The sequence below is a fragment of the Dellaglioa sp. CoH-57-MRSF-18 genome, assembly GCF_056781995.1.
Map to the genome: position 1 here is coordinate 56,126 of NZ_JBXAXX010000006.1, position 21,002 is coordinate 77,127.

Below are 21,002 nucleotides of genomic sequence, written 5' to 3' on the forward strand. Positions count from 1 at the left end.
TATTATTTACCCCTAGAAGTAAATCCTTGATAAATAAGTAAACTGGCTGCGACACTGGCGTTTAAACTTTGAACGTGTCCAACCATTGGAATAGTCAACATACCATCACAAGCTTTTTTCAATAACGGTGAAATACCTTTACCTTCGTTACCAATTACGAGGGCTGTGGGTCCTTTAGCATCCCATTCACGATAATCTTGTCCATCCATATCTGTTCCGAAGACCCATAATCCGGCCTTTTTCAATTCATTTACAGTATTTACCAAATTAGTTACGCGAGCAACTGGCATATATTCAATTGCACCTGTTGACGTCTTAGCAACTGTTGACGTTAAACCGACTGCGCGACGTTTTGGAATAATAATTCCATGTACACCCGCAGCATCGGCTGTTCTCATAATTGATCCTAAGTTATGTGGATCTTCAACATTATCTAAAATAAGGAAAAATGGTGGTTCATCTTTATCAGCTGCACTTTTGAAAAGATCTTCAATAGTTGCATATTCAAATGCGGCAACTGCTACAATAACGCCTTGGTGATTTTGTTGATCTGATAATAAATCTAATTTACTTTTAGGAACTAGTTGTGTGATAATACCTTTTTTCTTAGCTAACTGTTCAATACCACTTAAAACATCTGATTTTAATCCAGTTTGTAAAAATAATTTGTTAATTGATTGATTACTTTTTAACGCTGCTTCTACAGGGTGACGACCAATAATAAAATCGCCAGCCTCTTCACTACTTCTTGGTTGTCCCATTTAAGTTCTCCTTTTCAACGGTGTTAATACACCATTTTGCCAATTCGGCCAATCTATCGTTTTGATTACTCAAAAATAAGTAGCCAAACAATGCTTCAAATCCAGTTGAAATACGATACGTTATTACTGATGTATTTTTAGCTGAAGTATGACTTTTAGCATTACGTCCACGTTTAAAGTAGTCTATTTCTTCTTCAGTTAAAATATTATTTTCTGTCATTTTATCTATCAAGAAAGCTTGTGCTTTGGCTGATACATAATGTGTTGCTTGATGGTGTAATTGAGTTGGTCTTGTAAGTCCTTGTACAAGTAAGTGTTTACGAACAAATACTTCATAAATACCATCGCCCATATAAGCTAACGCAATCCCATTCATTTGTTGATAATCTGCATTATTTTCCATTAGTCTTTTCTCCATCTAGTTCCTTGTGGTGTGTCTTCCAAAATAATTCCTTCTGCTGCAAGTTGATCTCGAATTTCATCGCTTTTTTGAAAATCTTTTTGTTTCTTAGCTTCTATTCTTTGTGCAATTAATTTTTCAACTCTGATATCTAGAGCATCAGCTACTTGTCCAAAAGCTAATCCAAAAACTGATGTCATTTCTTTAAAAATTTCTAACAAGTGATTAATTGAATCTCGTTCCACTTGTTTGTTTTCAGAATAGACATTCATTTTCTTAGCTAAATCATAGATAACTGCAATACCATTTTGTGAATTAAAATCATCATCCATAGCAGTTTCAAAATTGGATAAGCTCTCATTAATTTGATTTTCTATTAATTTATTTTCTCCTGAAATAGCATCGTTCAATCGATAAGTTAAGTTATCAAATGCTGTTTTCAATTTATTTAAATTATTAGTCGCTTCATCAATATTCGCTTGGCTATACTGAATTGGACGGCGGTAATGCGTTGTTGCCATAAAGAAACGGATAACTTGTGGATTGACTTCTTTAATCATATCATGCACCGTAACAAAATTACCTAGTGATTTACTCATTTTTTCATCATTTTCACCAATTGTTACAAATCCATTATGCATCCAATAGTTAGCAAATTTTTGACCCGTTTCAGCTTCACTTTGAGCGATTTCATTTTCATGATGTGGAAACATTAAATCCTGTCCACCACCATGAATATCAATCGTTGGACCTAGGTATTTTGTTGCCATTACAGAACACTCAATGTGCCAACCCGGACGGCCCTTACCAAATGGAGAGTTCCAAGAAAGATCATCATTTTTGACTGATTTCCAAAGTGCAAAATCAATTTCATCTTCTTTTCGAGCCGTTTCTTCAGTATCAACATGCTGACTGGCACCTTGTTCTAATTCGTTGATATTTTGATCAGATAATTTACCATAATCTGGAGATTTACGCGTTCTAAAATAAACATCCCCATCAGATACATAAGCATAACCTTTATCAATTAAATTTAATATAAATTGAATGATATCATCAATATTTTCTGTCGCCTTTGGATTTTTAGTTGCTGGTTCAATCGCCAATGCCTTGGTATCTTCCATGAAAGCAGCAATAAACTTATCGGCTAATTGTTGAACTGTTATATGGTCTTCTTTAGCAGCTTTGATCATTTTATCATCAACATCTGTAAAATTAGATACATAGTTAACTTTAAAATGACGATATTCAAAATATCGACGAATTGTATCAAACGCAATAGCACTTCGCGCATTTCCAATATGAATATAGTTATAAACGGTTGGCCCGCAAACGTACATACTAACTTTCCCAGACACAAGTGGTTTAAAAACCTCTTTTTGATTCGTTAATGTATTATAAATTGAAATCATTTTATCACCCGCCATTTAATCTTTTTGTTAAAAAAAGACGTCTTTTATATACTTATAAAAGACGTCTTCAACGTTGTTCCACTCCTTAAGATGTAGTGAACCTACATCCAACAATGAGTTAACGTTCATTACACGACTATAATTACTTTGTTCATCATAGCATTTTAAAGAGGCACTTCACAACTAACGTTTGTTTTCTCACATCACCGAAAACTTTCTAAAAAACGCCAATAAGTTGTTACTCTCTCTTATCAAAAATTATTTTGTATTCATTTCTTCTAACGTTTTGTTCAAATGAGCTAATGCTTTTTCACGACCAAGCAATTCGATTGATGCTGGTAGTTCTGGTCCATGCATTTCACGCGTTGTTGCAATACGGATTGGCATATATAATTGACGACCTTTAATTTTTGTATCTTTTTGAATTGATTTAATTGTTGCTTGGATAGCAACAGCATCAAAAATATCAATCGTTTTAATGCGTTCAGCAAATTCTTTTAAAACTGTTGGTGCTGTTTCAACAGCTAACTCTGCCTTTGCTTCATCATCAAGAACAGGTGGTTCGCTTAAAAATACTTCTGCCATTTCAGTAATTTGACCTGTATATGACATTTGTTGCTTATAAAGGCTAATTAATTTACGAGCCCATTCAATTCTTTCTGCACTTGGATCAGCTTCAATTTTACCATCTTGAATTAATTGACGTAAAGCCAAATCCATTACTTTATCTTCATCAGCTGTTTTAATATATTGATTATTAATCCATTCTAATTTTTTACCATCAAATGAAGCTGGTGACTTGCTTAAACGTTTAGGATCAAACATTTTAATCAATTCTTGGCGAGAGAAAATTTCACTTTCGCCAACTGGTGACCAGCCTAATAAGGTAATGAAGTTTACCATAGCTTCTGGCAAGTAGCCTAATTCACGATATTGTTCAATGAATTGGAGAACATTTTCATCACGTTTACTTAATTTTTTTCCTGTTTCTGTATTGATAATTAATGTCATATGTCCAAAGATAGGTGCATCCCAGCCAAATGCTTCATAAATCATCAATTGCTTAGGCGTATTGGCAATATGGTCATCCCCACGAAGAACATGCGTAATTTCCATCAAGTGATCATCAACAACAACAGCAAAGTTATATGTTGGCATACCATCACGTTTTTGAATAACAAAATCGCCACCAATAGTATTGGAATCAAAGGTAATTTCACCTTTAACAATATCTTTAAATTCGTATTTTTTGTTTGCTGGAACACGGAAACGAATAACAGGTGTTAAACCGGCAGCTTTTGACTCTGCAATTTTAGCAGTAATCTCATCATCAGACATACCTGCATATTCGTATTCATAATGTGGCATTTCATTACGTGCTTTTTGAGCATCACGGTCTGCTTCGAGTTCATCTTCTGTTTTATATGACTCGTAAGCTAAATTTTTATCCACTAATTCTTGGATTAATGGTAAATAGATATCTTTACGTTCTGATTGACGATAAGGACCAAATTCTCCTGGTTTGTCAGGACCTTCATCCCAATCCATGCCTAACCATTTTAAGTTATCTAGTTGGCTGCGTTCACCATCAGCAATATTTCTCTTTGTATCAGTATCTTCAATACGGATAACAAAAGTACCCTTTTGACTTCTCGCAAATAAGTAATTAAATAGAGCGGTACGAGCATTTCCAATGTGTAAATGTCCAGTTGGACTTGGTGCATATCTGACACGAATTTTATTTTTAGCCATGATAACGCCTCTTTCTTTTTTCTGTATTTAGTTACTACGATATAAACCGTTTATTTAAGGCTTTATTCAACTAATCTAGTTTACAATGAATCGGATAAAAAATAAAGCCAATAATCTTAGTATTGACTTTATTTCTTATCGTTTATTTTTTTCATTGAATGTAATGGTTTTGCAAAAATCATTCTTCCAGCATCCGTTTGAAGTGCACTTGTAACGACAACGTCAATTGATTTGTTTAGGAAATACTTTCCTTCTTCCACGACAACCATTGTTCCATCATCCAAATAAGCAACACCTTGTTGACGCTCAGAACCATTTTTTATTACCATAACATGTAATTGTTCTCCAGGAATAACCCGAGGTTTCAATGATTTAGCTAGTGCATTTACATTCAAAATCTGGACATTTTGAAATTCGCTAACTTTGTTTAAATTAAAATCATTTGTGACAATAACCCCATCAATCGTTTTAGCTAATTTAATTAACTTACTATCTACTTCTTCAATTTCTTCAAAATCACCTTCATACATTTCAATCGGCATGATTTTTTCATCTTGAAGTTTATTTAAAATATCTAATCCTCTACGACCCCGAACACGTTTGATACTATCAGCTGAATCTGCAATATATTGGAGTTCATATAAAACAAAATTAGGAACTAATAATGTTCCTTCAATAAAGCCAGTTTTAATCAAATCATAAATCCGGCCATCAATTAAGATATTTGTATCTAATATTTTATATTCATGATAATTATCATTGACATTACGGTCTAGTAAACTACTTTCAACGACATCACTTTTCTTATTTTTTGATGCAAATAATTTACGCCAATCCTCCAAACGATTAGTTCCTATAACAAAACCCAAGTATCCAAGTAAAAATAGTAACAAAACGGGTACAATTGTGTTCAATAGCCATATTTCTGATCGATAGAATGGTGTTGAGATTAAAATTGCAATAACCATACCAACAATAGTTGAAACACTCGCTGTTAGTAGCATCATTGGGCTTTGATTAGTTAAATAATTTTCAATATTTGCCAGTAATTTTTCTAGTGGCGTTATGATAAATAAAGATAGAATAAGAGCTAAACCGACACCTATTAAAAAATTAACAACACTATTATTTAATATACCAATCTCCGCAATACTCACTAATTTCCAAAAAAGTGGTAGCAAACTAACACCAATTCCACCGCCGACTAGTGCAACAACACCTTTAATAATATTTCTACGCATTGACAACTCCTCCTTTCTAACTAAACACTACTTTTAGTGCTTCGCTTAGTGTAGCAACACCAACAACTGTAATTCCTTTAGGTGGTGTCCATCCTGATAAATTATTTTTAGGAATAAAAATTCGTTTAAATCCAAGCTTTTGTGCTTCAGCAACCCGTTGTTCAATCCGATTAACACGTCGAATTTCACCAGTCAATCCAATTTCACCTACAAAACTGTCTGCAGGGTCTGTTTCTTTATCTCGATAACTTGACGCAATACTAACAGCAATCGCTAAATCAATAGCTGGTTCATCTAATTTTACGCCACCAGCCGCCTTAAGATAAGCATCCTGGTTCTGTAATAATAAACTTGCACGTTTTTCAAGAACGGCCATTATTAATGACACACGATTGTGATCAAGCCCTGTAGTTGTACGCTTCGCCGTTCCGTAAACTGTTGGTGTGATTAATGCTTGAACTTCAACCAAAATAGGTCGTGTTCCTTCCATAGATACAACAATAGCAGAACCTGTTGCGCCAGCCAAACGTTCTTCTAAGAAAATTTCTGATGGGTTTGCAACTTCAAATAACCCACCTTCACGCATATCAAAAATTCCAATTTCATTTGTTGAACCAAATCGGTTTTTAACAGCGCGTAAAATACGGAACGTGTGATGCATATCTCCTTCAAAATAAAGGACTGTATCAACCATATGTTCCAAAATTTTGGGACCAGCAATTGCACCACCTTTTGTTACATGTCCAACAATAAAAATCGTAATACCATTCGTTTTAGCAATTTGTAATAATTCAGCAGTTACTTCTCGAATTTGAGAAACACTGCCAACTGCAGCAGACATTTCTGGTTCTTGCATTGTTTGAATTGAGTCAATGACTACGTAATCAGGATTTAATGTCTCAATATTTTGACGAATATTACCCATATCTGTTTCAGGGTAAAGATAAAATTTCTGACCTCCAACACCGAGGCGCTGTGCACGCATTTTAATCTGAACAGCACTTTCTTCACCAGAAACATATAAGACAGTTCCGCCAGTTTGGCTTAGTTGACCAGAAACTTGTAAAAGTAATGTTGATTTACCAATGCCTGGATCACCACCAATTAAAACTAATGACCCGGGTACAACACCACCACCAAGAACACGATTTAATTCACCTAACTCAGTTTCAACACGTTCTTGTTCTGCCATTGAGATATCATCTAATAGTTCTGGTTTAACAGAAGCTCCAGTAAAACTGACACGAGCTTTACGATCTGCTTTTTGTGATTGTTCACGCTCTTCTACCATCGTGTTCCATTCGTTACAGTTAGGGCAACGACCCAAATACTTTGGTGAGGTGTATCCACAGTTTTGACATACAAATTGCGTTTTTACTTTTGCCATACAAACTCCCCACCCTTTCATTATAAATTCTATTGTTAATATTTTATCACATAAACGACAACCTGTAATTTCAATTGAAATTCTTAATCATTCTATAATAACTATTTACCTGATGAACCAAATCCGCCAATACGTTTTGTAGCGGTCACCTTTTCATTATCAACAGTTAAATAGGGCATAAAAATCCCTTGGCCTATCCGATCTCCTTTTTTTACCATTTGATCTTTTAAACTAAAATTAACAATTTGTATGAAAATTTCACCTTCATTTTTTTCGTTATTATAGTAATCAGAATCAATAACACCAATTCCATTTGGTAAAATCAGTCCACGTTTTAAGGGGCTACTTGAACGATTTGCTAATAATAAAAATTCATTATCTAGCATATACGCTTTAATTCCTGTGGGAATTAAATAAGGTTTCAAAATTTTATTTGCTTGAATGAGCTCTTCTTCAGCCACCGATTCACGATGCCTAATTAGCCATAAAACCTTTAAAAATCCACTTTTCCAGATTGAAGGTAATGTAAAATCTTCAGCTGCAGCTAAGTCATATCCTGCCGAAGTTGTTGTTGATCGAACGGGTAAGTCAATTTTCCCTGCATATTTAGTAACAATTTCAAATCCTCTTGTTTTCATTTGTTTATCCCCGTAATCTGTTTACTTTTTATCTTACCTCATTTATGACATAAATGGCTAGTTTTTGGGCATTTTTTAATGGTATAATTACATTCAAAGGGAAGGTGTTCAAATGGATTTCCAACTAAATGAAACCGATTTACGCGTGTACAACGTTAATGACGAGTTAATTAGTCGAATTAGTTTTACCATGATTAATGCTAATCAGACAATGGTCATTGAACATACTTGGGTAGCTGACAATCAGCGTCATCAAGGGCTTGCAAAAAGTACAACTGATTACTTAATTAAACAAGTTATTCTAAATCAGCAAACTATTTTACCATTATGCCCTTATACAAAGTTTTATTTTAGTGAACATCCAGAACTTTTAGAATTAATTTATACACCTAAATAAAAAATAGGAGAGTGACACACATGAATCAAGACAATTTAAAAAAATTAGTTGGACAAAAAGCTGTCGAGTTTATTAAAGACGGTATGGTTGTTGGACTTGGTACAGGCTCAACCGTTAAATTTATGGTAGATGCATTAGGTCAACGTGTTAAAAATGAAAACTTATCAATTATCGGTGTTTCAACATCAATTAGAACTGAAGAACAAGCAAAATCACTTGGTATTCCAGTTAAATCAGTTGATGAAGTTGACCACATTGATTTAACAATTGATGGTGCAGATGAAATTGATGACCATTTCCAAGGTATTAAAGGTGGCGGTGCTGCTCATTTATTTGAAAAAATTGTTGCTATTAATTCAAATCAAAATATGTGGATTGTTGATGAAAGTAAAATGGTTCATACGTTGGGTAAATTCCCTCTTCCCGTTGAAGTTATCCCTTACGGTAGTCATCAATTATTCAAAAAATTAGAAGCTAAAGGATTTAATCCCAAATTTAGAACTGTTGATAATGAAAATGTTTTAACTGACTCTAAAAATTTTGTCATCGATTTATATTTAGGTGAAATAAACGATCCTGCTAGCATACAAGATTATTTAGCTAAACAAGTTGGTGTTGTAGAACAAGGTCTATTTTTAGATTGTGTAAATACGGTTATCGTTGGACGTCAAGATGGTCCTGAAGTTTTACACGCACGTTCTGACACCTTTACAATTAAATAATTCTAAAGAAGAGCTAATTTTTATTGGCTCTTTTTAAATACGCAAATTGATTTTATTTAAAAATGAGAATTTTCTTTTCTTTTTAACATTGTTTACTAATCTAACGAGATATATTATAATAGCCACAGTACTTAAATCTTATATAGGAGTGTGATTTTTTTGACACAATCAATTAGTTCAGAACAACTCGCAAAATTCCAAAAAAATTTACATGCACGTGAAAGCCATGAAGTTATTGAACGTGCCGTTACAAAAAATGGTATTTTAGCAAATAGTTACGATTTAAAAGCCCAAGCTAAAATGGAACCTGTTTTCTCAATTGATCTGGATGTTGGTAATGTTTCTAACCAAAAGCAATCAGGTCGTTGTTGGATGTTCGCCGCATTAAATACAATGCGTCATGACATGAAAACAAATTTTAAAGTTGCCAAAGATTTTGAATTGTCACAAAATTTCACTTACTTCTGGGATAAACTTGAAAAAGCAAATTACTTTTATCAAAATGTTCTTGAAACAGCTGATAAACCAACTAGTGACCGTACCGTTTCATGGTTAATGACAACTCCACAACAAGATGGCGGCCAATGGGATATGATCGTTGCAATTATTGAAAAATATGGTGTTGTTCCTCAATCTGTGATGCCTGAAACATATAATAGTTCTAAATCAAGCGAAATCAATTCAACTTTAAACTTAAAATTAAGAAAAGATGCTGTTGATTTACGTGAACTCGTTGCTGCCGGAACAAGTTCAAAAGAAATTGAAGTCGTCAAAGAAGCTAAACTTACTGAAATTTATCGTTTATTAGCATACAGTTTTGGTGAACCTCCTGCAACATTTGACTTTGAATATCGTGATTCTGATAATGAATATCATATTGATAAAAATTTAACACCAAAAACATTCTATGAAAAATTTATCGGTTGGGACTTAGATGAATACGTCTCAATCATTAATGGTCCAACAGATGATAAACCTTACAATAATATGTACACAGTTGATCGTCTTGGAAATGTTGTTGATGGGCGTCCTATTCGCCATTTAAACATTAACATGGCTGATTTTAGAGATGTTGCCATCAAACAATTACAATCTGGCGAGAGCGTCTGGTTCGGTTGTGATGTTGGTCAATCGTCTGAACGCCAAATTGGTATTATGGATACTGAACTTTATCATAAAGATGAATTGTTCAATATTGATCTAGCTTTATCAAAAGCTGAACGCCTTGATTACGGTGAGAGTCTAATGACTCATGCTATGGTTCTAACAGGTGTTGATTTGGTTAATGATCAAGCAACCAAATGGAAAGTTGAAAACTCATGGGGCGAAAAAGTTGGTAATAAAGGCTTCTTCGTTATGAGTGATGACTGGATGGAAGAATATTGTTATCAAGTTGTCGTTAACAAAAAATTCTTACCAGAAAAATTACAAGCTATTCTAAAAGAAGAACCTAAAGTCCTTGCTCCTTGGGATCCAATGGGTGCATTAGCATAATTAAAAAAGTAACAACAATATTGAATTGTTGTTACTTTTTTTGTGTTAAAATTTTTTTGCTTTTAATTGTTAAATCATCATTTAATGTATACCAAATAGGGACACCATTCGGAACCTCAACGCCATCAATATCTGCATCTGAAATATTTTCTAAATATTTTATCAATACCCTAAGTGTACTGCCATGTGCGACAATCAACTGGTTATTACCTTGTCTTAACTCTGGGGCAATGACATCTTGCCAGTAAGGTAAAATCCGTTTAAATGCCATTTCTAAGCTTTCTGATGTTGGTAAGCTACTTTTAACACGTTGCTTGTACCGTCTATCATTATCAGGTACAGATAAACTAGGTGGGATAGTCGTATAACTACGGCGCCATTGGGCTACTTGTTTAATACCGTAGATACGTTTGGTTTCATCTTTATTTAAACCGCGCAAGGCACCATAATGTCGTTCATTAAGACGCCAATTTTTCTGTATTGGAATCCAAAGTTGATTCATTTCTTCCATCATAATATTACTCGTTTTAATAGCTCGTTTTAAGACAGATGTATGAACCTGTGAAAATTGAATATTTGTATTAAGAATAACTGTTCCTGCAACTCTAGCTTCAGCGATGCCCTTAGCCGTTAATGGAACATCTGTCCAACCGGTGTATTCATTATTTTGATTTGCTAGACTCTCACCATGTCTTACCATGACTAATTCAACCATTATTAAAACCTTCTTCACTCTTCATTAATACTCATTATAACAAAAAAGACTTAAAACAACATTGTTGTCTTAAGTCTTTTAATTATTTATTTTACTCGACCAGCAAAATCTGGTTTCCAGTAAGCACTCATTGTGCTAATTTTAACATTTTGTCCTTCAGTTGGAGCTTCAGCAAATTGACTTCCACCTAAGTAGATAGCAACATGGTATGATGATCCTTTTGATCCCCAGAAAAGTAAGTCTCCAGGTTGTGCTTGAGAAACTGATTCATAGCTAACTTGTCCTTCTTGAGCAACAGTGTAGCCACCAATAGATTTTCCAGCAGCATGAGCATAAACATAACTAGTAAATCCTGAACAATCAAAACCGCTCAATGATTTTCCGCCCCATACATATGGGATGCTCTTTGTTGTTAATGATCTTGCTAGAGCAGTAATACTACTTGTATCAAGACTTGAAGCACTCACAGCACTTGTTGCTGCTTTTTTACTTGAACTATTTGTAGTTGAAGTTGTGACAGCTTTTTCACTTGAAGCTGAAGTATTTGAGCTTTTTACTGCTTTATTACTTGAAGTATCTGTACTTGCAGCTTCAGTTGCTTTTGATGCAGCTGCATCTGCTGCTGCTGCATCGTTCTTTTCATTTGCTGCTTTAGTTTCTGCTGCTGCTTTTTCAGCAGCTTTTTCTGCTGCTTTTGCTTTATCGATAGATGATTGTGTATCTGATTTTTTTGTATCAATTTGTGCTTTTAATGTATTTGCGTTTGCTTGTTTAACCGCTAGTTCAGCTTGTTTGTTTGTATATTCTTTAACTGTTTTTTGTTGATCTGCAGCCTTTTCATCTAATTCAACTTTAGAAGATTTAACTTCTGCTTTATCAGCTTTTTGTTGTTTAGCAGCTTTTTGACCAGCACCAACTAATGTTGTAACTGTTCCCACACGTTTGAAGGCATCAACAACACTTTTTGAATCTGAAACAAATTCAACCATGCTTGCTGTACTTCCATCAACTTGTAAAGCACGTGTTTGATCAGCTAATTGTGAATCTCTTTGTGAAATTTCAACATTTAATCTGCTGATCTTCTTACCTAATTTGTATTGATCTGATTCAAGTTTTGCAGCTGTATCTTTAGCATCCTTAACTTCAGCTTGAGTTGAAGTAATTTCACTATTAATTGTTGCTAATTTTGCAGCAACTTTAGTGCTCTTGCTATTTAATTTAGCAATCGTGCTTGTTAGTTCAGTTACACTATCTGAAGCGTTAGCTTGTTCTGCAACTGCGCTCATTCCAATAAGTGTAGCTGTCATCATCATTACTTTAGCAATTTTACTATTAATTTTCAAAAGGCACTCTCCTAGTTGATTTCATAATTATTATTTAATTTTAGCGTATTCGTTTTTCTCGACTAGAATAGAATAGCACGGTTCTTAGGTACATACCATTACGGTTAGTTTACATTCGAATTTAATTTACATCTTTTAATTTCAGTATGATTACACAAATGTTACAAAAGGCCATTTCCATTGTTTTTATCCCTCTTATTTGTTGTTAAATAGGCATTTACGAGTTCTATATTAAAATGACAAAAGCGTAATACAATTAGTCGTTTTTCACTGATTTAACATTACTTAATTAATCAAAGTTGTCCTTTTCATTCTTTTACATTTTTTCAATTATTTAATAATACCGTAAGAAAAAATTTTTTTTGCTTTTTATCCCTTTTTTTATCGTATAATCAGCTTAATTAATGTAATGAAAGGTATGAATAAATATGGCTAAAAATAATAACTTGGGAATGCCATCTCCAATAAAAGGCAGTTCTCAAAGCAATAAAAATAAGCATCCAATACTGTGGACACTATTGATAATTATGATTTTAGGTATTGCTTCTGGAGGTGTATATGCCTATTCAGTATTCACACATACTGAAGATACCGTCGCAAAAACTTACAAGAAAACCAAAGCAAAAAAATTAAGAAATGTTTCCAGTATTTTGAGTGAGAAAAAACCTTTTTCAATTCTATTAATGGGGACTGATACTGGCGCACTTGGTCGAAGTGATACAGGACGCACGGATACAATGATCGTTGCAACAGTTAATCCAACAACAAATAAAACTACCTTAACAAGTATTCCTCGTGATACTCAAGTTAAAATTGACGGAAGTGATGAAAGCTCTTCAAAAATAAACAGTGCCTATACCTATGGTGGCAAAGATGGTTCAACATCTGCTGTTAATACTGTTCAAAATTTATTAGATATCCCAATTGATTATTATATGTTAATTAACATGAATGGATTAAAGAAAATTGTTGATACCGTTGGTGGTGTTGATGTCAAACCATTACTTTCATTTAAACTTGAAGGAACTCATTATAAAAAAGGTAAGACAATCCATTTAAACGGCAAACAAGCCTTAGCTTATACGCGAATGCGTCATTCAGATCCACTAGGTGATTATGGCCGTCAAAAACGTCAAAAACAGATTATTACAGCAATTACCGGAAAAGCTAAATCTGTAAATTCACTCGCAAACTACAAAAAATTATTAAAAACAATTGACGGAAACATGGTAACTGATCTTAGTTTTAATGATATGCTCACAGTAGAAACAAACTACAGCGCCGCTACAGAATCAATTCACTCTGATTTCTTGCAAGGAGTAAGTACAGATGTTGATGGTCTTTCATATGAAGTTCCAACATCGACTGAAAAGAAACGCGTCTCAAATGCTATTCGTTCTCAATTAGGTTTAAACAAATCAACACAAGCCTTTACTAGTTTAGAACAGCAACTCTCTAAATAAATAGATATAAAAAAGAAACGGACCTCAATTAAAATTTGAGGTCCGTTTCTTTTTTACCAATTTTCTAAAAACTTTTGGTATTTCATTTCTCTTTGTTCAATAAGTTCATTAGATGATTTAGTCGCTAGGTTCTTCAGCAATTCATTTAGACTACTGTCCATTAGACTTATTGTTGCTGCCTGATTAGTTTCTGGCAATACCACATCAATCAATCCAATATTAAATAACTCAGTAGCCGTCATTGGCAAACTTGTTTCAATCTCATTTGGATTAGTTTTCTTCAAAATAGCACTAACGGCTTCTGGAGATGCTACTGAAAATAAGCTATTTTCAACCATCATAATAGCATTTGCATTTGCTAAAGCCAGTGCACCACCGCTTTGACCTTCACCTAAAAAAATGGCAATATTCGGCACTTGTAATGCACCCATTTTTAAAATCATTTCAGAAATAATATAGCTCTGTCCTGTTTGTTCTGATTTAACGCTGGCATCTGCGCCGGGCATATTAATTAGCGTTACAACAGGTCGCTTAAATTTTTCAGCTTCATTTAGTAATCGCATTGCTTTTCGATACCCACTTGGCTTCACGGCACCAAAATTATAGGCTAAACGTTCTTCTAAATTTACGCCCCGATTAATGCCAATAACTGTCACTGGGCACTTATGAAAAAGTCCAATCCCACCAATAATGGAAGCATCCTCTTCGCCAACTCGATCACCATGATTTTCGAAAAACACATCAAATAGACTAGAAATAATAAATTTAGCACTTAATCTATCATTCGATCGAACTTTTTTTAAAAAATCTGAGTCCATTTTTAATATCCCCTCACACGTGTAATAGTAGTAGCTGACTAAGAATCTGTTTTATGTTTTTCCGATCAATAACCTGATCAACAAATCCATTTTCATATAAACCTTCTGCTGTTTGAAAATTAGCAGGTAGCTTTTCATTTGTCGTCTGTTTAATCACTCTTTCACCAGCAAAGCCAATTTTAGCTTGTTTTTCAGCTAATACAATATCGTTATTTAGTGCAAAGCTAGCACTGACACCACCCATTGTTGGATCCGTCAATAGGGACATGACTAATAACCCTGCATTATCTAGTTTTTGTTTCATGTAAAGAATCGAATTCATTTGTAATAACGAATAAATTCCCTCTTGCATTCTTGCACCACCAGAAGCAGTAACGATTACAAATGGCAGTCGTTTATCTAATGCGACTTGCATCCCTAACTTAATTCTAGTCCCTGCCGTCGTATTCAATGATCCCATCATAAAAAAACTATCCATTACTGCTAAAATCAATGGTTGTTGATCAATGCTACCTTCACCGACAATAACGGCTTCATCAGATGTCGTTGAACGCTTAGCACGTTCCAGTTTTTCTGAGTAACCTGGAAATTGTGCTTTATTTTCTGTTTTATTTGCTACATTTATTACCTCAAAACCGTTTTCATCTGTTAAAATAGCAATTCTCTCCATAGCAGTCAAGCGTTTATAAGTTTGGCATTTAGGACAAATAAAATAAGGTGCCCATTCACTTTCATGTAAATGCGTCCCACAATTTCGGCACTTTTGCCATTGATTTGTCTTTGGATAATGACTCATTACCGCCACCGCCTTTAAATTTTGCTATCAATTGAAATGGTATTTTCAATAAATTCTTGTGATTTTATAATTATTTTTAATTGCGTTAAATTAGTTTCAATTCCTGAAATATAAATTGATTCAAGTGATTTTTGCATTTTTAAAATAGCTAATTCTCTCGTTTCAGCATGACAAATAATTTTTGCTAATAGTCCGTCATAGAAAGCAGAGATGGTGTCACCGACACCATAACCCGTTTCAATTCGAATATCTTTAGGAAAATCAAAACATGTAATTTTAGTTTTCACACTTGGAATTAAGGATAATCGACATTCGATTGCATGTCCATTCATTTCTACATCATTATTCAATACTTCTTTACCTTCAGCAACTAACAACTGTTGTTGAACAACATCCATTTTAACAGTTTCTTCAGTAACACCATGTTCGACTTGCAATCGTGTATTCATTTCTAAAAAATAAAATTGATTATTCGCAAATAAAAATTCTACAGTTCCTAATCCAACGTAATGTAAATTTTTGATTAACTGACGCGTAAAATAGTAGAGTTGGCTTTGTTGCTCACTAGTTAAGACAACTGATGGGCTTTCTTCAATCACTTTTTGTCGGTGATTTTGCAAGCTACAATCCCGATTTCCTAACACTTGAACATGGTGCCCATCACCGATAATTTGCACTTCTATATGCCGCGCGTTTATCAATTTTTTTTCAAGATAAAAACTTCCCTCAGCAAAAGAAGCCTTTGCTTCTTGCTGAACAATCTCAGCGCCAGATAACAAATCAGATTTCCTTTCAACTGCTCTGATACCCTTGCCGCCTCCGCCATGTGAAGCTTTAATTAATAGTGGGAATCCAATTTTATTTGCTTGCTCAATCAATTCTTCGTTAGAAGTAATTAAATCAGATCCAGGAATAACGGGTACCCCTTTCTCAATTGCTAACAAACGAGATTTATCTTTATCTGCTAGTTGCTGGATTAATTCCGCTTCCGGACCAATAAAAGTAATACCACATTCCATACACATTTGTGCAAAATGCGCATCTTCTGATAGAAACCCGTATCCTGGATGAATTGCATCAACATTTAAACTTAATGCTGCCATCAATATACTCTCTCGATTTAAATAAGAATCTTTTGCTAAGGCTGGCCCAATGCAAATTTTTTCATCAGCAAGTTCAACAAATCGACTTTGTGCATCCACTGTTGAATAAATAGCGACCGTTTGTATATTTAATTTTTGGCAAGCGCGAATAATTCGTTCAGCCACTTCTCCACGATTCGCTATTAAAATTTTTCGAAACAAATGACTCACCTATCCATCTATTCTAATTTTAAGTAACTCTTGATCAAATTCGACTAATTCACCATCATCTACTAGTTGTTCAAGTACGATACCTGTCACTGGCGATTGGATATCATTGTATAATTTCATACTTTCAATTTGAGCAATAACCTGCTTTTTAATAATTTTAGTCCCAATTGTTCCCATTTTATCAAAATGAACTAACCCAACAAGTGGGCTTTTAACGATAAAAATGGTGTCACTATCATCTTCTTGTATATTTGTTGCTACTTTTATTTTTTCGGCTGTTTTTTCTTGATCTACAACTACTTTAAAGTCACCATCTTCAATTTCAACATGAGAAAATGGCATTGTCGCAATTTTATCTAATAATTGATTAATTTCATTAAATTTCATTAATTTGCACACACCTTAAATTTTTATTAGTAAACTTCCATATGCTAAGCCAGCTCCAAATCCAGTTAATAAAACTGTACCACCCGTAAACCCTTGTTGAATTGCTTCATTTAGGGCCATTGGAATCCCGGCTGAAGATGTATTTCCGTGATGAATAACACTTGTTGCAAATTTTTCAATTGGCATCCCTAACTCATCAGCAATTGTTTCAATAATTCTTAAATTTGCTTGATGGCAAACAACCAAATCAATATCACTTGTTTTTAACTTATTATCTTTAAGTAATTGTTTCATCTGATTAGGCACAACTGTTGTAGCAAATTCAAACACATCTCGTCCCTCTTGGAAAAATGCATCTATTGTTGGATAATTATCTTCATTAACATCACTTAATGGTTCAATACGTCCACTATGAATAACATCCTTTTTTTGCCCATTTGTTTCTATTTTTTCAGCAATAAAGCTTTCATCCGCTGAATTATTTGAGGCTTCAAGAAGAGCACCACCTGCACCGTCTCCAAAAAATACAGCGCTTGTTCGATCCTTAAAATCCATCATTTTTGAGTTAACTTCTGCACTAATCACAATTGCCCGTTTGTATTGCCCTGTACGTAAAAACTTTTCTGCGGTACTCATAGCAAATATAAATCCCGCACAAGCAGCGCTAATATCGAAAGCAAAGGCGTTCATTGCGCCAATATTTCCTTGAACAATCGCAGCTGTCGATGGTGTTAAGGCGTCTGGCGAAATTGTGGAAATAATAATTAAATCAATATCTGTGGCTTCATACCCAGATTTAAGTAAAAGTTCATTTGCTACTTTTGTACTCAAATCTGATGTATTTTCATCAATTGCATAGTGTCGTGTTTTAATCCCAGTATGCGCCACTATCCATTCATCCGAGGTTGGCATAAATTTAGCTAATTCATTATTTGTCACAATTCGTTCCGGCACAAAATGTGCCATATTTTTTATTTTGACATAATTATTCAATTTACCCATTCTCCCAGTCGTTAAGTTTAATTCATTCTATTTTATCAATAATCGCAAAATTAAGACACCAAAATAATTAACGCTTAATAATTCTTTAATTTCATAATACGCCAGTATGGCAATCTTTCATTAAAAAAAGCACTAAACCCCATAGTAACAAGGTCGAGTGCTTTTAAGTAAAACTATTATGCGAGTAAATGGATTCGAACCATCACGGGATATTATCCCACCAGATCCTTAGTCTGACGCGTCTGCCAATTCCGCCATACTCGCAAGAACAATCATAATTGTAGCAAAAATTGTTCCTTGTTACAAGTCCCATTTAAAATAAATTAGTATTCCATTAAAATTAACTTACTTCGACACTTCGAGCAAACGTAGCGTGACAGGTTAATTTTTCTTTGTCGTTGATACTGTTGTCCACAATTAGAGCATTGATAGTGAATAACTCTTTTCTTTTTAGCCTGTTTTGGACCAAGAGGGGCAAACCGGCTACCACCTACAATTGTCAGTAGCTGTTTGAAATCATGATCACGATGTTGATAACCCTTTTTAGCAATATGCAGATGATAATGACATAATTCATGCTTGATAACACCTATTAAAATATCCTCACCATGTTCCGTCAGCATTTTAGGATTAATTTCAATATTATGGTCATTTAATCGATACCGTCCACCCGTCGTTCGTAGTCTTTTATTAAATGTTGCTTTGTGGATAAATGGCTGCTTAAAAAAAGTTGTGGATAAGTTTTGAACTAAAGCTGTTAATTCAAAATCAGTCATCTTATTTATCCGTTGGTCGTTTCATTGTTAACTGAACGCGATTACGTTTCAAATCAACTTCCATTACCCACACTGTAACTATGTCCCCAACCGCAACCACTTCACTTGGTTTCTTAACGAACTTATCTGTTAATTGTGAAATGTGGACAAGTCCATCTTGTTTAACACCAATATCTACAAACGCACCAAAATCAATTACGTTCCGAACGGTTCCTTGTAATGACATGCCGGGTTCTAAGTCCTCAATTGTTAACACATCGTGTCGTAGTAACGGTGCCGGCATATCGTCACGTAAATCACGGCCTGGTTTTTGTAAACTAGCTAGAATATCTGCTACTGTTTCCACACCACTACCCACAACTTGTGCCAAATTTTCAGCATTTGTCTGTGCTAATTGGTCATTTGTCTCAGTTTTACCCAAATTAGTTATTTTTATCCCCAATTCTTTCAACAAAATCTTTGTTAGTGGATAACTTTCAGGATGAATATCAGTATTATCTAAAATGTTATCCCCAGAAACAATACGTAAAAATCCAATTGCTTGTTCATAAGCTTTTGGTCCTAAGCGTGGTACTTTCTTAAGTTGTTGACGCTTCGTAAATTTACCATTTTCGTCACGATAAGTAACAACATTTTTAGCAATTGTTAAATTTAATCCAGAAATTTTTGTTAATAGCTCTGAACTAGCTGTATTTAAATTAACCCCAACTTTATTCACAGCATCTTCAATCACGACATCTAACTGTGCATCCAATTTTTTTTCAGCAACATCATGTTGATACTGACCGACTCCAACAGATTTAGGATCAATCTTAATTAATTCAGCCAAAGGATCTTGCAATCTACGGCCGATACTAATAGCAGAGCGTTCTTCAACGTGAAGTTCTGGGAATTCATCACGAGCTGCTTGACTAGCTGAATAAACCGATGCCCCAGCCTCATTTACAATGACATAAAAAATTGGCCGTTCGATTTCTTTTAAAATATCTGAAACAAATTGTTCAGATTCTCGACTTGCTGTTCCATTTCCAATTGCAATCATTTCAACTTGGTATTTTTCAAGGAACTGTTTAAATTGTCCAGCAGCTGCGGCACGTTTTTCACCATTTGCAGGTTTATGTGGATAAATTACCAATTTGTCTAAGAATTTACCTGTACCATCCACGATGGCTAACTTACAGCCTGTTCGATAGGCTGGATCAAAACCTAAAACAACTTTCCCTTTTAATGGTGCTTGCATAAGTAAATGGTATAAGTTATCCCCAAACACATTAATAGCTTGTTCTTCAGCAACCTCTGTCATACCTTTACGAATTTCACGCTCAATTGATGGTTTAATAAAGCGTTTATAACTATCTTGATACGCATTTTCAATGATTGGTACAGCGTCACCACTATTTTTCCCAATAATTCTAAAATGCATAAATGTCATAATTGCTTGTTCTGGTACAACAACGGAAGCTTTTAAGATTCCCTCTTTTTCACCACGATTAATTGCCAGTACACGATGCGGAACGACTGATTTTAAAGATTCACTAAACTCATAGTAATCACGATAAATACCTTTTTCGTCTTTTTCTTCAGCTTTAACTTTTGCTTCAAACAAACTATCTTTTTGAGTTACTTTACGAATCCACTCACGATATTCGGCACTTTCACCAAATGCTTCAGCTAAAATTTCATGTACCCCAGCAAAAACGTCTTCTTCAGTTAAAATTTCAGCATCAACATTAATAAATGTGCTTGCTTTCTGATTAATTTCAGCTGCTGTTTGGGGGAATGTCAACAACCATTTGGCAAATGGTTCTAATCCAGCCTCTTTGGCAATAGTGGCCTTAGTACGACGTTTTTGTTTAAAAGGTAAATAATAATCTTCAATCTGTTGCAATTTTTTTGCTAAACTAATTTTATTTTTTAAAGCTTCTGTTAAATTACCTTGTTCTTCAATTATGTGGATAACTTCTGCTTTACGTTTTTCTAAACTCTCAACATGTTTATAAGTTGTCTCAATTTCACGAATTTGAACTTCGTCTAAACTATCTGTTCTTTCTTTTCGATATCGTGCAATAAATGGAACAGTATTTCCTTCATCAAGCATCCCTAAAACTGCGTTAATTTGTTTTTCTCGATACTGATTTAGCTCTTTTAATACTAACGGCATAATGTTTTTTTCCATGATAACGAC

At 34.2% G+C, this 21,002-nt stretch carries 20 protein-coding genes and 1 tRNA gene; 4 read left to right on the top strand and 17 right to left on the bottom strand.

The genetic code is table 11. The annotated features are described in order from the left end of the window. Window positions 1-2: 2 nt before the first annotated feature. The 7 genes from rlmB to AC1RPG_RS06855 all read right to left on the bottom strand — a co-directional run bounded on the left by rlmB (window position 3) and on the right by AC1RPG_RS06855 (window position 7,591). Window positions 3-761: a 23S rRNA (guanosine(2251)-2'-O)-methyltransferase RlmB gene (rlmB, locus tag AC1RPG_RS06825; protein ID WP_481761891.1), complete on the bottom strand. Its 759-nt coding sequence runs from the start codon at window positions 759-761 to the stop codon at window positions 3-5. Beyond that, window positions 742-1,164, bottom strand: coding sequence for a Mini-ribonuclease 3 (locus tag AC1RPG_RS06830; protein WP_409021543.1), 423 nt, complete (start codon window positions 1,162-1,164; stop codon window positions 742-744). The genes rlmB and AC1RPG_RS06830 overlap by 20 nt, the downstream gene beginning before the upstream one ends. Continuing rightward, window positions 1,164-2,573, bottom strand: a complete 1,410-nt coding sequence (gene cysS, locus AC1RPG_RS06835) for a cysteine--tRNA ligase (protein WP_481761915.1) — start codon at window positions 2,571-2,573, stop codon at window positions 1,164-1,166. Before cysS ends, AC1RPG_RS06830 begins: the two co-directional genes overlap by 1 nt. A 258-nt stretch (window positions 2,574-2,831) precedes the next feature. Beyond that, window positions 2,832-4,325 carry a glutamate--tRNA ligase gene (gltX, locus tag AC1RPG_RS06840; protein ID WP_481761890.1) on the bottom strand — a complete coding sequence of 498 codons (1,494 nt, stop codon included), beginning with the start codon at window positions 4,323-4,325 and terminating at the stop codon, window positions 2,832-2,834. A 128-nt stretch (window positions 4,326-4,453) separates the two neighbouring features. Then, on the bottom strand, window positions 4,454-5,566 hold the full coding sequence (locus AC1RPG_RS06845) for a PIN/TRAM domain-containing protein (protein WP_481761889.1): 1,113 nt from the start codon (window positions 5,564-5,566) through the stop codon (window positions 4,454-4,456). Between the two features lie 16 nt (window positions 5,567-5,582). Continuing rightward, the gene (gene radA / locus AC1RPG_RS06850; protein ID WP_409021546.1) at window positions 5,583-6,953 is read right to left on the bottom strand and encodes a DNA repair protein RadA; all 1,371 of its coding nucleotides are present in this window, start codon (window positions 6,951-6,953) and stop codon (window positions 5,583-5,585) included. A gap of 101 nt (window positions 6,954-7,054) precedes the next feature. Next, entirely contained in the window at window positions 7,055-7,591 is a 537-nt protein-coding gene (locus tag AC1RPG_RS06855) for a dCTP deaminase/dUTPase family protein (protein ID WP_481761888.1), read from the bottom strand. Between the two features lie 112 nt (window positions 7,592-7,703). On the opposite strand from AC1RPG_RS06855, the gene AC1RPG_RS06860 reads away from it, so the two are divergent. The 3 genes from AC1RPG_RS06860 to AC1RPG_RS06870 all read left to right on the top strand — a co-directional run bounded on the left by AC1RPG_RS06860 (window position 7,704) and on the right by AC1RPG_RS06870 (window position 10,204). Beyond that, the gene (locus AC1RPG_RS06860; protein ID WP_481761887.1) at window positions 7,704-7,988 is read left to right on the top strand and encodes a GNAT family N-acetyltransferase; all 285 of its coding nucleotides are present in this window, start codon (window positions 7,704-7,706) and stop codon (window positions 7,986-7,988) included. A 20-nt stretch (window positions 7,989-8,008) separates the two neighbouring features. Continuing rightward, window positions 8,009-8,710 carry a ribose-5-phosphate isomerase RpiA gene (rpiA, locus tag AC1RPG_RS06865; protein WP_481761886.1) on the top strand — a complete coding sequence of 234 codons (702 nt, stop codon included), beginning with the start codon at window positions 8,009-8,011 and terminating at the stop codon, window positions 8,708-8,710. A 159-nt stretch (window positions 8,711-8,869) separates the two neighbouring features. Continuing rightward, on the top strand, window positions 8,870-10,204 hold the full coding sequence (locus AC1RPG_RS06870) for a C1 family peptidase (protein WP_481761885.1): 1,335 nt from the start codon (window positions 8,870-8,872) through the stop codon (window positions 10,202-10,204). A gap of 31 nt (window positions 10,205-10,235) precedes the next feature. Here AC1RPG_RS06870 and AC1RPG_RS06875 read toward each other — a convergent pair whose 3' ends face one another. Next, window positions 10,236-10,919 carry a 2,3-bisphosphoglycerate-dependent phosphoglycerate mutase gene (locus AC1RPG_RS06875; RefSeq protein ID WP_481761884.1) on the bottom strand — a complete coding sequence of 228 codons (684 nt, stop codon included), beginning with the start codon at window positions 10,917-10,919 and terminating at the stop codon, window positions 10,236-10,238. 86 nt (window positions 10,920-11,005) lie between these two features. After that, on the bottom strand, window positions 11,006-12,262 hold the full coding sequence (locus AC1RPG_RS06880; RefSeq protein ID WP_481761883.1) for a C40 family peptidase: 1,257 nt from the start codon (window positions 12,260-12,262) through the stop codon (window positions 11,006-11,008). A 428-nt stretch (window positions 12,263-12,690) separates the two neighbouring features. Between AC1RPG_RS06880 and AC1RPG_RS06885 the strand changes: the two genes are divergently transcribed. Beyond that, window positions 12,691-13,725: an LCP family glycopolymer transferase gene (locus tag AC1RPG_RS06885; RefSeq protein WP_481761882.1), complete on the top strand. Its 1,035-nt coding sequence runs from the start codon at window positions 12,691-12,693 to the stop codon at window positions 13,723-13,725. A gap of 53 nt (window positions 13,726-13,778) precedes the next feature. On the opposite strand, the gene accA is transcribed toward AC1RPG_RS06885, so the two are convergent. The 8 genes from accA to AC1RPG_RS06925 form a co-directional block, all read right to left on the bottom strand. Next, on the bottom strand, window positions 13,779-14,543 hold the full coding sequence (accA, locus tag AC1RPG_RS06890) for a carboxyltransferase subunit alpha (protein ID WP_481761881.1): 765 nt from the start codon (window positions 14,541-14,543) through the stop codon (window positions 13,779-13,781). A 13-nt stretch (window positions 14,544-14,556) separates the two neighbouring features. Continuing rightward, the gene (locus AC1RPG_RS06895; protein WP_481761880.1) at window positions 14,557-15,339 is read right to left on the bottom strand and encodes an acetyl-CoA carboxylase carboxyltransferase subunit beta; all 783 of its coding nucleotides are present in this window, start codon (window positions 15,337-15,339) and stop codon (window positions 14,557-14,559) included. Window positions 15,340-15,353: 14 nt separating this feature from the next. Further along, a complete protein-coding gene (locus AC1RPG_RS06900) occupies window positions 15,354-16,643 on the bottom strand; it encodes an acetyl-CoA carboxylase biotin carboxylase subunit (RefSeq protein ID WP_481761879.1) in 1,290 nt (429 codons plus the stop codon). Between the two features lie 9 nt (window positions 16,644-16,652). Next, entirely contained in the window at window positions 16,653-17,039 is a 387-nt protein-coding gene (locus tag AC1RPG_RS06905; protein ID WP_481761878.1) for an acetyl-CoA carboxylase biotin carboxyl carrier protein, read from the bottom strand. A 15-nt stretch (window positions 17,040-17,054) separates the two neighbouring features. After that, window positions 17,055-18,041: a beta-ketoacyl-ACP synthase III gene (locus tag AC1RPG_RS06910; protein ID WP_481761877.1), complete on the bottom strand. Its 987-nt coding sequence runs from the start codon at window positions 18,039-18,041 to the stop codon at window positions 17,055-17,057. A gap of 179 nt (window positions 18,042-18,220) precedes the next feature. Continuing rightward, a tRNA-Leu gene (locus AC1RPG_RS06915) sits at window positions 18,221-18,305 on the bottom strand. A 59-nt stretch (window positions 18,306-18,364) separates the two neighbouring features. Continuing rightward, the gene (locus AC1RPG_RS06920; RefSeq protein WP_481761876.1) at window positions 18,365-18,817 is read right to left on the bottom strand and encodes a SprT family protein; all 453 of its coding nucleotides are present in this window, start codon (window positions 18,815-18,817) and stop codon (window positions 18,365-18,367) included. Window position 18,818: 1 nt separating this feature from the next. Continuing rightward, complete coding sequence (locus AC1RPG_RS06925) at window positions 18,819-20,993, bottom strand: Tex family protein (protein WP_481761875.1); 2,175 nt, start codon at window positions 20,991-20,993, stop codon at window positions 18,819-18,821. Between the last annotated feature and the right edge of the window lie 9 nt (window positions 20,994-21,002).